The following is a 15476-nucleotide window of genomic DNA, read 5'->3' on the forward strand; positions in this document are numbered from 1 at the left end:
CGGCTTGATGGATGCTGGCCGCTATTGATGAATCGATTCGGCAAGCTTACTCAATAACAATAACGATGCGCTGTAATAGTCGTCTTGCGCCGTCAGCTGGCTATTTACCGATTTGCCGTTGACTACCGAGCGGATGGCCAAAATACCCTGCGATGCTGCATACGGTGCAACTTCACTGCTATTGACATCAATCCACGCTGGTGGATTATTGCCGCCTGCTTGCCAAAATAGCTTTATCGAGTTTAACCCAGGATCTTGGGCGAGATTGGCCCAGCTAAAATACAGTGCGATACGAATAGCGTCGAAACTGAAGCGCGCTGGCCAATTGGGTGATGGATGCAGCTCGCCAGAACTACTTATCCTAATCCAATCGGCCGGTAACTGCGCATCACCAAACTTGGCTTTGGCTAATAATTGTTGACCGCTATCAGCCAGCTGCTGCCATTTAACTTGGTTATCTTCGCGGGCGAAATCGATGATCGCTGGCATGACCCAATAAGACAGATTGATATCAATGTAACCATTGCCCGTAAACCCATTCACCCCTGGCAACAATACGCTATAGCCGGCATATTCCAGCACCATATTATCAAGCACGGCATTGCGAATGCGCCGAGACGCATTGAGATAGTTGCTGTTATTCCACTTCTTGCCGCCTTGCAGCAACGCCCATGCTATCAGTATATCGCCGTCCGACGCATTGTTACTGTCTGCAATATGTGGCCGAGCATTAGGATCAAATTTCCATGAAAACAAGGGTAAGTCTTGACGTCCAAGCGTTTTTCGCGCCCAGTGCCACATTGCCTTGAAATGTTCGGCATCATCGTTGGCTACGGCAAGCAACATGCCATAGCCCTGCCCCTCAGAATGGCTAATACCCGCATTACCAGTGTCAATCACACGACCTTCATCGGTAATAAAACGGCTTTTGTATTGTTGCCAATCATCTTGGGCTAACACTTGGGTTGTCAATAACAGTCCAAGCATGATGCCAAACATTCGAATCATGCGTTCTCCTGATTTTTATATTCAAAAATCATTGGGTTGCCTGACTGCATAAATATGACTCTAGCACTGTCTTCGCCACCTTGCTGCGCTAAAATGGTGCTGTAAAAACCTTCCAACACCATGCTCAACGACGCATAAGCATGCGAATCATAACGCCCATAAGGCACGGGGCAATGATGATGCTCAAGATAGAGTCGCTCTTGCTTCAGGCTAATTTCAACGTATCCCCAGTCCAACTGAAACCAGAATTCATTGAGTTGTTTGGTTAACGCCGCCAGTGAGGGCTGCACATCCAAGCTAAACGATTCGGCCATCTGTTGCCCAGTACGATGCAATATCGACTGTTTAAGCGCGGGTTCTAGGGTGGCTAATGCATTGGCCAACGAATCGACAACTAAGCGCCACTGTTTAGTACAATGTTGTTGTTCTAGATAACGCAATGATTGCGCCGAAGCATTACTCACTTTTCACTCCCAATAGATACTTCAAATACAGTGAGGCGGAGGTTTCTTGATAATTACCAAAGTTATCGAAGCCCACTTTACCACCTAAGGTAAACGATGGGGAAAACTCGTACTCACCTTGCGCGTTAAGACTCATACCAAAACCCGTTTTACTGTTGGCTGAGTACACAGACTCTTCAATTAAATTCAATTGCGCCATCAAGTTAGCCAAACCTTGTAACACAGGCTCATTAGGGAAGTAGTCACTGCGTTCTTCGGTAAAGCTTTGGAAACCAGGCGCAAAGTTAATGGCAAAGTTATATTTCTCATGCTTCTCCGAGTACTTGATCGGAAACGCGATTGATACGAAATCTTGCGGACTGAAATAGCCACCATGACCAAAGCTGTAATGGCCTAAGTTTTTATCAAACACTTGAAACGACACATGAACACCGGTTTGCAGTTCACGCTCTTTGTCGTTGATTGGGCGCAAATAGCCACCTAAGGCAATATCAAAGGCGGTATTACTATCGACATGGCTACCTTTATAGAGGTAACCGCCTAAATTGCCGTACATGCCCAGTTCACCGTCGTCAAAGCCAATACCCGCTTTCAAGCCGGTTTTAGTGACGCCGCCCCAAGTTTCACCGCTCATCGGATCCACTGTACCGGCATAACTTAATACGCTGTCTTTCACCGCGCGGCGTTCAATCCCCAATTCCAAGCGTGTGGTGTTGTTTAACTGTGGCGTCCAACTGAATCCACCCACCAAATTGGTTTTCTCAAACCCAAGCGGGGTCACACCAATATCGGCGGCCAGAAAATCGTTACTGTAAGCAAAGTTAAGTTCAATGCCCGCATCACTTTGCGCCGGTGGATTTTGCGCAAGATAGGTCACGCTATTCAGTGCCGACCGCATAGAGCCAACAAGCGATTCGAGTTGTTCGCGGCTCGCTAAAAATGCTTGCAATGAGGTAGACGACAGCGCGTTTTGAGTATCTGCGACATAACCATCGATAAAGTCATCGAAGATTGCCAGTTGATCTGGATTTAACCCGTCAATGTTAAGCCCAATCGCTTGCAGCAAATCCTGTTGTGTTGCTAACGCGAAAGTACGTTGAGCCCGCTCTGCATTGAGCTGATATTGGGCTAACTGCAATGGCGAAATTTCCGGGATCGACAGCGCAGCTTGATACAAGGTCTGCGCTTCATTGTAGTTGTAGGCCGCCGCCTCAATGGCGTCGAGCACTGTTGGCAGACGATCGAGGTCATCGCTCAAGGTTTGAGAACCTTCAGCCACAACACCTGTGCCAAAACGGTTGAAACCAGACGATAAGGTGCCGCCATTCAAATAGGTTGGCGTGACCGTGAATTTCATTCGGCCGTTGCCAACCTGAAAATCCATCGATGATGGCGCGCTGACCATCGCCATTTCACCGAGTCCACTCTCACCATTACGCGTTTTAAACTCCATACCTGTGTTTAAGGTCGCGGCGTTGTCATGTTTGATTTCGGCAATCATGGCATCAATTTGTTGCGCTAATGAAGGCTGCCCAGCAACTGCCTTACCATCCCAATTAGCCAATTCAGTTTCTGGCGAACCACTGCCTGGTAGCCACTGTGGCCGTCGCCATGGATTATCACCTCCGTCTTGTTTCGCTGCTTGAGCAGCGCGAGGTGCAAAAGGATTATCAAAGCCTGGATTGCTACCACTGGCCATTAACCACGGCTGTTGCGGTTCATCTTGGAACAACTGCTGCCGTGATTGATACAACAGATTGATTGCACGACGGCTATTACCATCAGCCCGCGCAACTTTAGCAGCCAACAATAACATTTCTGGCTCTTTAGCTTTATCGCCATTCAAACCACGCAAGATCTCTTCCGCTTGTTTCAGTTCGTTAACGGCAATTGCCGTTTCTACTGCACCTTTAATCGCATCATCACTGTTAGGGTTGTGTTCCATCGTGTAGCGGTAAATCTGCAGTGATTTCTTGCCCTTATCACCGGATAGATAGAGCCGAGCCATAGCCAGCAGTAGGCTTTCATCATTCGGCGCTACACGTAGCCGTTGGGCTAAGAGGTCATAGGCTTCTGCAAAATTGTCTTTCAAGCGCAGCTTGTCAGCTTTTGCCACGGTAATGGCATTGCGGATTTTCTCAATGTCTTGCCAATCTGCTGGCGCAAGATCACGCCGTTGTGTTAATCGTGTCAGCAGTGATTCGGCTTCTTCGTCAGCCCCAGCTTTGATCATCACCAAAATTTGTTGCAGGTAATCACCCACCGCGGCTGTAGGCTCGTGCTGGTTATGTTGACGGATTAACAGCAGTGCCATGCCTGGCTCGCCATTTTCAAACAGCACTGACGCAACCTCACCCACCCCAGCGGCTGTACGCGGTGGATGATTATAGAGGTCCAGCATCAGTTGGCGGCTGCCTTCGCGATCGCCCACCGTCTGACGTCGTTCAATCTCTGCCAGTCGGGCGCGTAAGGTTAAGCTTTCCATCAAGCTTGATTCCGCCTCGTTACGGCTGGCGGCAGGGATCTCTTGCAAATACTTAATGGCTTCATCCCAACGTTGCTGGTCTTTGGCAAACAAGGCTGCAACATAGCGATCATCGTGACTGCCGTATTGGTCTATGCCACGGTTGATGAGTAGTTTTGCCGCCAAACCGCGATTGGTCTTATTCAACAAGCGTGCTAAGTCCAAGCGAACCCAAGGGTTTTCGGGGGCTAACGATGAAGCCTGGCGTAATGTTGCTTCAGCAAGCACGTCCGGTTCAACGGCGGCTCGGTCGCGTAACACCATCGCTTGACTCGAAGCCAAATCACCTAATTGGCTTTGTGCTGATTCGGGAAGATCGCCCGCAAGGCTGGAAGCTTCCGTCCAACGCTGTTGTTGACGCAATACATCAACCAAACCGATCCGTGCCTGCATATCTTTGCTGTTTTGCTGTAACAGTTTGCGATAAACCACTTCGGCATCATCTAAGTGCTTCTGTTGCTGCAAAATGGCACCTTGCAGCAGCTTAGCGTCGTGCGCTTGCTTGTTATTTTGCTGCGCCAGCGGTTCTAACGCGGCTAATGCTTCATCTAACTTTCCGGCTTTTTCCAGTGCGCGGGCATTGGCCAATTCACTATAGAACGCGGCGCTTTGATAAGCATCACGCCACTGTTCTTGTTTGTTTGGTGCCAACTTCATCGCTTGAGAAAGTTGCTCTTCTGCTTCAGTAAATTGATTACGTTTTAAGGAGATAAGCCCAAGGCCAGCAATCGAATCTGCATCTCGCTTATCAATTGCTAACGCCGCCTTAAATGAGGTTGCAGCATTCGAATAGTTGCCCGCGGCGTATTCGCGGTAGCCAACAGCGCGATACCGCGCCGCTTGTTGCGTAGGTGTCAGCGTAGTTTTCTGCTTGTAATAATCCGCAATAGCGCTGTCATTGCTATGACGCGCTAAATAGGCATCGTATAGCGCTTTATCATCGGCTGTCGCCGCAAGCCACAACAGTGCATTACGCAGCGACTTGTCGGCTTCCGCATCTTGGTCAGCGTAATTCGCCAATAACTTAATCCCAGCTCTGCGACTTGGTTCCCGATAGGTCAAAACCTGGGCATAAGCGATCGCAACGCGGCTGTTGCTAGGCTGTGCCTTGGCCAATTTTTCCAGCCCCGACTTGGCCGTCGCCCAACCGTTTTTAGTGGCCGATAATGTTTGGTAATACTCGATTGCAAGACTTACGGGCGGTTCATCACCGCTGAATAAGGTGTTGTATTTGGCGATGGCTTCATCGTATTGGCCGTTGGCGGATAACAGGCGCGCTTCTTTTAACGCGCTATTATCGACGTTTGCCGCCTGTGCAATATTCAACTCTTGTAAGCGGTTATCGTTCGGTGAAATGGTACGAATTTGCTGAGCTAACCGTTGAGCTTCGGTCGCGTCACCTTCTTGCAAGGCGATCAGTGCCAACCGATACAAAGCTTCAGTATTCGCGGGCGAAGAAATCAACACACGGTTCAGTGCGTCTTTTGCTAAATCTTGGCGTTGTTTGCCTTGCCAAAATTCAGCTTGTTGAAATAACGCCTGAATTTCAGGCGTTTCTGCCGTCACAGTCTCTGCTGCGATGGCATATTGAATAGACGCGGCAAGCGTCGATACTGTAAAAGTAAGGAGGACGAGTTTATTCATAATCTTGTTTTTCCGCCTTGTGTTGTAAACGCTGTTGCGCATGACGATGCAAAATCGGGTAAATCAAAGTCGCCGTTAATAAAATGCCACCTAACATCAGCACCAGTAATAACAGCACATGTTGTCCAAAATACCAGCGTAGGCTCATATCCCAGGTCATTTCACCACTACCGTTTAGTGCACCCACACGAAATGCTTTTAACTGATGCGCGTTGAATACTAATAGATCGCCTTTGGCATTCTTTGCGGCTTGCGGCAGCGCGAGATCCCCAACGAGCGTAGGCAAGTTAGCGGTTTCAGTGTCGGTCGCCGCCACCACAACACGCGTTTTGTTTAACGGCGACAAGAAACTCGCGATACCGGAAAACTGCTCTTGACCATCGAGTTGGCGTTTTGCGGATTTTTCTTGGCGGCTCCAATCACCCGACACAATGGTGCGCCAAGTGTTGCTGAGGCTCGATTGCGCCAGCGACAACTTACCGTTGCTAACTTCAAAGGGCGAACTGGCGAATACTGGCGCAATTTTGCCAGTTTCGCCCACCACCAATACATCTTTGTCAACGGCGCTGTTAGTGATGTTAACGCCCTGCTGCACCGTGACTTTGTACGCTGGTAAACCAGTGGACCGTCCCATGCGCGCCATCAGCTCAAGAAACGCTTGTACTTCATTTAAGGTTGGACGGGATGGCAACACCACCAAAGTGTCGGCTAAGTCAGCCATGCGGGTGAACGGGAAACCTGAGCTGACGAAGTAAGAGAGATTCGGCAATGCAGTAAAGTGTTCAGAGCCGGAAAAGTCGATTGTCGATGTCGGCAATACTCGGCTAACAATGTTGCTGCCCAAGGCTTGCTGACAATCGCTATCAGGATGAACTCGCAGATCAAAGTAGAATTCCAGTTTGTTTTCGCCATAGAGCAAGTATGGTGGGATCTCTAACACCGCACGTTGCTGACGAATGTCGTTGCCAAACAAGTGCATAATCGACGCCCACACGCCCACGCTATTGACAGGCAATGAAGTCAAATACTTACCATTTAAGGTGACACTTAACTTGGAGCGGCGTTCATCGAGCCAATCGCCCTCTGGAAACAGATACTGCACTTCCATCTTCATTGGCTTATTGCGCCAGCGAAAGATATCTGGAGGCGCGCGAAAGTTGACTTCGTTAGTCCCGTGATAGATCCCTTTGGCGATTAAGGCCGATTCATGGGTTAAATCGCCCAACCGTACCGGTTTATCAGTCGCCACCCAATTAGGGGCGTCATGGGGTTTGCGCTCGGCTATTTGGATCAGTTTCGCGGGTTGCTGTTCGCCAACCATCGCCGCACCGCTCACCAAGTAATTGGCCGCTTGTTTAACCTCTAAGCCAGAGCGCCCCATGACTAACAACACTTTGTATAACGGCGACAAGGGGTTATTGATGATGCGGATTTCTGGCCCCGTGACCTCAGGCAAACTGATGCCAGCGAGGTTATTGCCGACAACAAACGCAATGGCGTTTTGCTCAGGCAAGCTGCTATTGACCACTGGAAAATCCACCTTTCGAAAGCGCGCTAAACTGCCAAAATAAGAGGCAACCACAGCACTACTCTCGTAAATCTTTTCAGATGCATCATCGGCAATAATCATCGGGATCGACACTTCACGCATCATGCCCGCATCAAAAAAAGGCTCTGGAAAATCGGCTAAATTATTGGGTCGGGATAAACGTAATAACTGCAGTTGAATGCTGGAGTTATTATCAATGATTACCTCGTTACGTTTTTGCGCAGTCACATCTTCTGAGTTACAGGTAAGAAACTCCTGCCCCACAATGCGAAAGGTTAAGTCGTTTTCGCTGACAATTAAGGCAGGCTGTAGCGTAATATCGCTGGTGAAACCATCGGCGCTGAACGTGTCCAGTTCGATGTTTTGCAGATGCTGACCATTGAGGCTTACCTCAAGATAGCTGTCTTTTGGAAACTGTGATTGTGGATAGCTGATCGACAGTTTTAACGATGCCGCGGCAGCAACTTCATCTTTACGAATGGAGAAGTGCACTCCAATATCGTTGCCATTGCCGCTGACGGAAATCGGGCCAAAGAAGCCCGCATCACTAAAACTGATGGTTTGATCGAACTGCCCCTCTTCCGCCCAAGCGCGGTTAGCCACAATCGCCACCCCTAAGCCGATAATGGTGACCAAAACGATCCGGAATTTCCAACTGCCAAACAAGCTGCGTCGCCAACGTAACCAACCAGAGTTGCTGGCCGCTTCAGGTGAAAACAAGCCCATTACGGCGCGTAACACGCCACCAAATGATTTAAACGGATTGTCGGCAGGATGCTCGTGATCCGGTACCCAAGCATCGGCGCGCCCCATCACCACATTGACCAGTTTTTTACGTTGACGGATGGGCAAATCACGGAAATGAAAGCGAAGGTATTGATTGTCTGACGTTACCGTACTGACGGGGAATAACAGTGCTTTCCCATCAAAGTTGATCTCCACCTCTTCTACCATAGTGTCTTGAATCGCTGCGCCCAACGGATTTTTCAGACGCATACCGCCCATCGACAGATCATAGGTTTCTGAACGTAAGGTTCTGCCATTTGATAGATACAACACCGCTGGCAGTGAAATATCGACCCGCACCGTGTTACGGATCTGCTTCGCTTCACGGGCAACTGCCACCGCAGCCAGCAGTATGATGACGTTCAATCCAGCCCATACGAGGTTTAGGCCCAGAACGAATGGTTGAATGGCAAAATCTTCGTTAAATACCATGCGCACTGCGCCCCAAGTGATCCCTGCTATCAGCAAGGCTAAGGTCACCAGATGTGGACGCACGGCTTCGTAGTCAAAGTAGCCATCGCGCAACAGCCCGCCCTTTTCGGTCACGTTAAATTTACCCTTAGACGGGTCCCACAGAGAGGCCAAAGTCGGACGGATCAACGCGAACGCCAGTACTGTTTCATAGATTTCACCCCAGAAACTGTAACGATGCCGGCCTTGTAAAATAGAGTTGGTGTATAGTGCATGGAACAGGTGCGGTAGAGCATATGCCAGCAATAACTCTGGCGATGCGGCAATAATATTGAGGCCAAACAGCAAATATGCCAAAGGCGCAGTGATAAACACAAAGCGCGGTAACGGAAACTGAAAGTGGAGCATCGCGTTTAAATAACACAACCGCTGTCCGAGCTTTAAGCCTTTACCAAAGAGCGGATTATCGACGCGGAAGATCTGACACATGCCCCGCGCCCAGCGTGCACGTTGGCCAATATGCAGTGACAGGCGTTCAGTCGCTAACCCCGCTGCTAGTGGAATAGCTAAAAATGCAGTATCCCAGCCCATGCGTTGCAGTTTAAGCGCGGTATGTGCGTCTTCCGTTACTGTTTCAACCGCGAAGCCATTGGTTTCGTCTAACGCTTTGCGACGGATAACCGCACATGACCCACAGAAAAACGCCGCATTCCAAAAATCGTTCCCCTTTTGTACTGGACCATAAAACAGTTCGCCCTCGCCCGGCATATCGATAGAGGTATGCAAGTTGCGTTCAAACGGATCCGGTGAATAAAAGTGGTGCGGAGTCTGCAACAAGGCCAAATTGGGTTCTTTGATAAAGGCACCTACGGTCGCTTGCAAAAACATGCGAGTAGCTACGTGGTCACAATCGAAAATGCAGATCAGTTCGCCTTTGGTCACCTTCATCGCATTGTTAAGGTTACCGGCCTTTGCGTGTTTGTTATCATTTCGAGTGATATAACCCACGCCAGCGGCAGACGCGAACGCGCCGAATTCAGGTCGGCGACCATCATCAAGCAAATAGACTCGCAATTTGTCTTTCGGATAATCGAGATTAAGTGCCGCAAGCACAGTATCTTGAACAATCGCGAGGCTTTCGTTGTAGGTAGGAACATATACGTCAACCGTTGGCCACAAGCGGGTATCTTCCGGCAATGGCACAATTTTGCGATCCAGCGGCCACACGGTTTGAATAAAACCCAATACCAAGATTATCCAAGCATAAACTTCGGCGAGCAGCAGCCCTATGCCAAGAATTGTCTCTAGCGGCGTGCTATAAACGAGGGTGTCGGTGGCGCGCCATGCCAAATAGCGGGTAGAGATCACCACGCTCATCATCAGCAACACTAAGCGTGCCCAAGGCGTTTGAATGCGGCCAACAATTAGGCTTAAGATGACCCCTGAAACACCAAATAGCACTTGGTTTTCAACATCTAAAGGTGTGGCGATAATAAGCAAAACGATACACGCTAGCGCTAACATCGCGACGACATTCAGCACCTTCATTATGGTAAAGGTGTTCTTTTGTTGTTCCATTGAATTATCTCTATCTCAGGGAGAATTTCATCGAATCGTGGCCGTATGCTTCGGGTAGCATCCTGCTGATACTGCGTGCGATATCTTCCAGATCTTGAATCACGGCTGAGGTAGGGGCGTACTCAAAAACTGACTGTAGCGATGCGGTCGCTTCTGGCACCACTTCATCGCGATGAACACGGCCCAGCAACGCCGACCCAAGCCGGTTTTCAAAAAATTCAACACAATCGCGGTTTAGACGACTGCGGATATAAACTTGGTTAATGATGTAAAGCGCACGCTTGCTGGCCTCTACGCCGAGGTAATGATCTTGTTCCACCAGCGGCATCGTGGCGGCGGAGCAACCATCAGCCATCAACACGACGACGGGCATACCATCCATTCTTTTCACCGCATCAAGCCCTGAGCTTGGGCCTGCCGGTAAGTCCACCAGCGTAATACAGCCAGGTTGATGCAGCAATGAACCTAAACGATGAGCGAGAAAATCGGGCTCTTGGCGTAATAAGGTATTAAAACCTTCGCGTTGCGCTTTAGTGGCTTGGCCATAAGGCAGCAAGCCAACGCCACTCGGGGTTTCAATAATGTGTTCACGCCAATCACTGTTGTGTTGTGCTTGAGCAACCACACCTCGGTGTTCAGCCACAGACAGCCCCATGTGAAGCCGCAGCGAATTTTGTACGTCGAGATCCAACACCACAACTTGGTGACCTAAACGTTGCAGCGCGAATGCTAGATTGGCAGTAAGCGAAGTACGACCGACACCGCCTTTGGGTGAGGTTAAGTAAACGAGGTTCATTTGCTGACCTTCTTCAGAATGCTACTGAGATCTGTCGCCTTGTCTGATGCTACCGATGTTGATTGCGCCTCAGCAAGGGGCTCTGCAATGTCCGCTGCTGGTGACACTTGTGGTGCAACACGGTTAGGCGCAGGTGCAGCGGCAGGCGTTGTCATCGACGCTTGCGAAGCGCGCGCGGAGACTTGGCTTTGATGCAGTGTATCGCGTCGATGTAATAGCTCATTAAGTAATGGCCAAGCCGACGTCACCACAACGCTTTTATCACTAAACGTTTGAAACTCCAGCTCTCCTTGCCCTACTTTCGACTTCAATGCGTCGATATCATCATAGCTATTCATTTGATCAATACACCTCAAACCTACTTACAACACCGAGTCTTACAACTTGATCTAAATCACACAAAAATTTCACAAAACAGAGTGTGTCAAAATTCTGACGCCCAGTAAAGCGAAAGGTATAATATTTGTTTTTGACTGTAAACCTATATTTTAAAACCACTTTTAGGATTGTCATACAAAATGTAAACACGAATAGTTATTAATGCTCGAAAAACAAACAGTTGAGCCGCATTTGTCTACAAATGCATCAAATTTCGGATTAAAACAACAAAATGAACCAAACACGAAAAGACACATAACGCAAAATTCATCGACGTTGATTAAAAAGTGTAGTGCCAATCTACGCCGCTGCACTGTCAGGTTTGCAATTTGGTTTAAGCTTGTTGATATTAAACATTCGCTTAGCCAAAAATGGACGTTGTAATGCAGTCAAACGCTATTGAATCAATCACCCAGCAACTGCAAAAAGTACTGATAGGGAAGCCGCGCGCAGTCAAACTTGCCCTCACCTGTATGCTTGCCAGAGGGCATTTACTCATCGAAGATCTTCCCGGCATGGGTAAAACCAGCTTATCGCAAGCCTTGGCGCAAACATTGGGGTTAAGCCATCAGCGAATTCAGTTCACTAGCGATATGCTCCCCGCCGATATTCTTGGAGTATCGATATTTGATAAACAACAAGCCGAGTTTGTATTTCACCCTGGGCCGATATTTAGACAGATGATTTTGGCCGATGAAATCAACCGCGCCAGCCCTAAAACCCAAAGTGCACTGCTTGAAGCAATGGCCGAGCAGCAAATAACAGTTGATGGTATTACCCACCACCTGCCAAAGCCCTTTTTTGTAATTGCCACCCAAAATCCCAGTGAACAATCCGGCACTTTTCCCCTACCGGAATCGCAATTGGACCGCTTTATGATGCGGATCTCCATCGGTTATCCATCGATGGAAGCCGAGCTTTCTATGCTGAAAGGGGTGACGCAAGATATTCACCAATTAGCGCAATGTATCGACCCCGTTGCCCTTAGAGAGATGCAGCAACAGTGTGATCAGGTTAGCGCGTCTGATGCATTGCTAAGTTATTTATTAGCCTTGGTGGATGCCTCGCGCAATCTTAATGAGGGCTATGGTCTGTCACCTCGCGCCAGCAAAGCGTTGTTGGCTGCGGCCAAAGCGTGGGCATATCTCGAAGGAAGACAATACCTCGTACCAGAAGATGTGCAGGCAGTGTTTACTGCGGTTGCAGAACATCGAATTCGCCAGACCAGTCAGGCACAAGGTGAACAGCTCTCTGCCAAGTTACTGGCAAGTGTCAATCCGATAAGGTAAAGCTATGCCCGCGATTATGCAGCGCTGGTTCAGCGCTTGGCTAAAGAAACGGATCCCAGCCGCTAATCAGCAAACGCTCAGTCATCACAGCATTTTTATTCTGCCAAGTGGCTTCGGTTTAGTTTGGGTCGTATTGATTGTGCTGCTGTTTTTATTCGGTACCAATTATCAAAATAATTTGGTGATTGGCATGGCGCTGCTGCTGGCCAGTGTGTTTGTCAGTACCATTTTGCACAGCTATCGCAATTTGGCGGGGCTAACACTGTTATCGACCGGGTCAACGCATACCTATGCTGGGCAAGAGTTGTCGATTCCGGTTAAGCTCTACGCCACCAAATCGCTGTATCAGTTGCAGTTATCCTATCCCCACAATCCTGAGCTAAAAGTGGATGAAGTTTCCACCGAACCGCAACCCCGAGTGCTGGCTTTCAAAACGCTTAGACGGGGGCGAGTGATACCGGGGCGACTAATGATTGAGTCGCGCTATCCATTAGGTTTATGTCGCGTCTGGTCTTGGCTAGATCTGAATACTGAGCATCTCGCCTTTCCTAAGCCCATCGCTGGTCATCTCGGTTTTACCAGTCAAGAAGGCGATATTGGTGATGGTGGCGTAGCGCCCAAAGGCGTGGATGAATACGCCGGACTGCGCAGTTATATTCCCGGTGAATCACTAAAACAGGTGGCGTGGAAGCAATGGGCACAAGAGCGCGGCATGTTATCCAAGGAATTCACCACACCAGAAGGCGATCCCGTTTGGTTACAACTGCCCAAGCAAATAGATAACGCGCAATTGGAGCATTGGCTCAGTGTGTTGTGTTATCAGATTGACGAACTTGCGAAAAACCCAAATCAGTATTGGGGGCTGCAACTTGGCCATATCAAAATTTCACCAGCTACCGGACAAGCGCATCGCATCGCGTGTTTAAGTGCTCTAGCGTGTTATCAAGCTGAGTTGCAGGGGGGCATTGATGACTGAACTGCATGACAATATCAGTCGTCATACCCTGCTTTGGCTGTTGATGACCAATATCGCGGTAATTCTTCCACTTGCTGATAAAACGTCAATTGCCACCCTTGGGATCTGTGGTATTTGCTTTGTTTGGCGGATCGGTATCTATTTTGGCCGAGTTGCCAAGCCGCCGCGTTGGTTAGTCACTAGCCTTGCTGTCGCCGCAGCAGGCGTACTAGCGCTAGTGAGCCGCGAACTAGGTGTCCTCAATGCATTAATCAACTTGCTGATTTTGGGTTACGCCCTTAAATACATTGAAATGCGGCAACGGCGCGATATTTTGGCGATTGTGCTCGCGGGTTACTTTCTGATTGCGCTGGCGTTTATCGATAAACAAGGGATTGGCGATACGCTACTCAGTTTTGTGGTGTTAGCCATTAATACCACTACGCTACTGAGCGTTTACCGTGGCCAGCAACCGCTTCTCACCCAACTCCGCCAAGCCAGTGTGTTATTGCTGCAAAGCCTGCCGCTGGCGATTGCGCTATTTGTCGTGTTGCCGCGTTTATCGCCACTGTGGTTAGTACCGCAAAGCAAGAGTGCAACCACGGGGTTATCGGATGAAGTCAGCTTTGGCGATATAACCCAACTAACTCGCTCGCAAGCGCTGGCATTTCGAGTGACGTTTGAGGGCAAACCTCCTGCATCACCGCAGCTTTATTGGCGTGCGCTGGTGATGACCGATTACGATGGTCGCCGCTGGCAGCAATCAGCCGAGATGCGCGCAGTTAATTGGTATCGGCCTTATAACATTAATGACCGCCAAGAACCGCCCAATACTAATGGCATTCGTTATAGTGTCATTGCCGAGCGCAGTGGTCAGCACTGGTTATATGGACTTGATCGAGCACAAAGTGCCACGCGCGGGGTTAAGCAGCTGGACGACTACCGTTTAGTATCGATCAAACCCATAGAACAAAAGTTTCAATATCGGGTGAACAGCGCCTTAGACGCCAAGTTAAACAAACCATTGAGCCGCCAAGAAGTGCGCGAAAACTTAGCGGTTGCCGAAAACTTTAACCCGCAAACGATTGCCTTGGGTAAACAGTTTGCCGAGCAATACGCTGACCCCAAACAGCGCTTGTCTGCCATGATGCAGTATTTCAACCAGCAGCCGTTTTTCTACACCCTGAGCCCCGCGCCGACAGGGCGAAATCAACTGGATGATTTTCTGTTTGATACTCGCCAAGGCTTTTGTGTGCACTACGCCAGTGCCATGACCATTATGGCGCGCGCATCTGGCTTGCCGGCACGAATGGTCACAGGTTACCAAGGCGGGATTTACAACGCAGAAGCCGGTTATATGTCGATTTACCAGTATATGGCCCATGCGTGGACGGAAATTTGGTTGCCAAACGAGGGCTGGACGCGTTACGACCCTACCGCCATGATTGCCCCAGAACGAGTTGAGCAAGGTTTTGATAGTCTATTTGCCCCGGAAGAAAGCTATCTGGCAGATGCAAATTTCAGCACCATTCGCGCCAGCCGCTGGTTTAATGCACTGCGAATGCAACTTGCCAACCTCGATTACTACTGGACTGTGTGGGTGTTAGGATTTGACGAACAGCGCCAACAGCAGTTGATGTCAAAGTTGCTGGGTGAAGTTACTCCGCTGCGCATCGCACTGTTTTTGGGCTCGATCATGCTGATCGTACTGATGATTATTGCTTGGCAGACTGGCTTGCTTCGTTTACCGACCAAGCGCTCCGCTATCGACCTCAGTTTTGAACATGTTGAACATACCGCCGCCAAGATGGGGCTACAACGGGCCATATCAACCGGTCCAATTCACTTTAGTGAACAACTTAAAGCACGCTGGCCCATGCTGGCTCATGAGGTAGATAACTGGCTAACGTGTTACAGCAAGCTTAAGTATCAACAAAATAATTCATCACAATTACCAGCGTTGAAAAAGCAATTTATTGCTTTAAGTAAGTCACTTAGCAAACAGTTAAAACAATGTCGTTGATAGTGCAACGAGATTTAATTGATTAATTTGAAAGCATATTTATTGATATTCTGTGCTGTCGCTAACTGGTA

The 15476-nt window shown here is 49.0% G+C and carries 9 protein-coding genes; 3 read left to right on the forward strand and 6 right to left on the reverse strand.

The features are described 5' to 3' along the window. Positions 1–21: 21 nt before the first annotated feature. Genes JYB87_RS09020 through JYB87_RS09045 form a run of 6 tightly spaced genes read right to left on the reverse strand, consistent with a single transcriptional unit; the run spans position 22 to position 11098 of the window. The gene (locus JYB87_RS09020) at positions 22–1008 is read right to left on the reverse strand and encodes a glycosyl hydrolase family 8 (protein ID WP_207356506.1); all 987 of its coding nucleotides are present in this window, start codon (positions 1006–1008) and stop codon (positions 22–24) included. After that, positions 1005–1472, reverse strand: coding sequence for a cellulose biosynthesis protein BcsD (bcsD, locus tag JYB87_RS09025; protein ID WP_207356507.1), 468 nt, complete (start codon positions 1470–1472; stop codon positions 1005–1007). The genes JYB87_RS09020 and bcsD overlap by 4 nt, the downstream gene beginning before the upstream one ends. Further along, entirely contained in the window at positions 1465–5640 is a 4176-nt protein-coding gene (locus JYB87_RS09030) for a cellulose biosynthesis protein BcsC (RefSeq protein ID WP_207356508.1), read from the reverse strand. Before JYB87_RS09030 ends, bcsD begins: the two co-directional genes overlap by 8 nt. Next, positions 5633–9964, reverse strand: coding sequence for a UDP-forming cellulose synthase catalytic subunit (gene bcsA / locus JYB87_RS09035; protein WP_207356509.1), 4332 nt, complete (start codon positions 9962–9964; stop codon positions 5633–5635). Before bcsA ends, JYB87_RS09030 begins: the two co-directional genes overlap by 8 nt. Before the next feature lie 10 nt (positions 9965–9974). Then, positions 9975–10760, reverse strand: a complete 786-nt coding sequence (bcsQ, locus tag JYB87_RS09040; protein WP_207356510.1) for a cellulose biosynthesis protein BcsQ — start codon at positions 10758–10760, stop codon at positions 9975–9977. After that, positions 10757–11098 carry a hypothetical protein gene (locus tag JYB87_RS09045; protein ID WP_207356511.1) on the reverse strand — a complete coding sequence of 114 codons (342 nt, stop codon included), beginning with the start codon at positions 11096–11098 and terminating at the stop codon, positions 10757–10759. The genes bcsQ and JYB87_RS09045 overlap by 4 nt, the downstream gene beginning before the upstream one ends. A gap of 423 nt (positions 11099–11521) precedes the next feature. On the opposite strand from JYB87_RS09045, the gene JYB87_RS09050 reads away from it, so the two are divergent. Genes JYB87_RS09050 through JYB87_RS09060 form a run of 3 tightly spaced genes read left to right on the forward strand, consistent with a single transcriptional unit; the run spans position 11522 to position 15405 of the window. Beyond that, positions 11522–12427 carry an AAA family ATPase gene (locus tag JYB87_RS09050; RefSeq protein WP_207356512.1) on the forward strand — a complete coding sequence of 302 codons (906 nt, stop codon included), beginning with the start codon at positions 11522–11524 and terminating at the stop codon, positions 12425–12427. 4 nt (positions 12428–12431) lie between these two features. Further along, the gene (locus JYB87_RS09055) at positions 12432–13403 is read left to right on the forward strand and encodes a DUF58 domain-containing protein (RefSeq protein WP_207356513.1); all 972 of its coding nucleotides are present in this window, start codon (positions 12432–12434) and stop codon (positions 13401–13403) included. Next, positions 13396–15405 (forward strand): transglutaminase family protein, encoded by a 2010-nt coding sequence (locus JYB87_RS09060; protein WP_207356514.1) that lies wholly within the window; start codon positions 13396–13398, stop codon positions 15403–15405. Before JYB87_RS09055 ends, JYB87_RS09060 begins: the two co-directional genes overlap by 8 nt. Positions 15406–15476 lie beyond the last annotated feature (71 nt).

The organism is Shewanella avicenniae (genome assembly GCF_017354945.1).
Lineage (GTDB): Bacteria > Pseudomonadota > Gammaproteobacteria > Enterobacterales > Shewanellaceae > Shewanella > Shewanella avicenniae.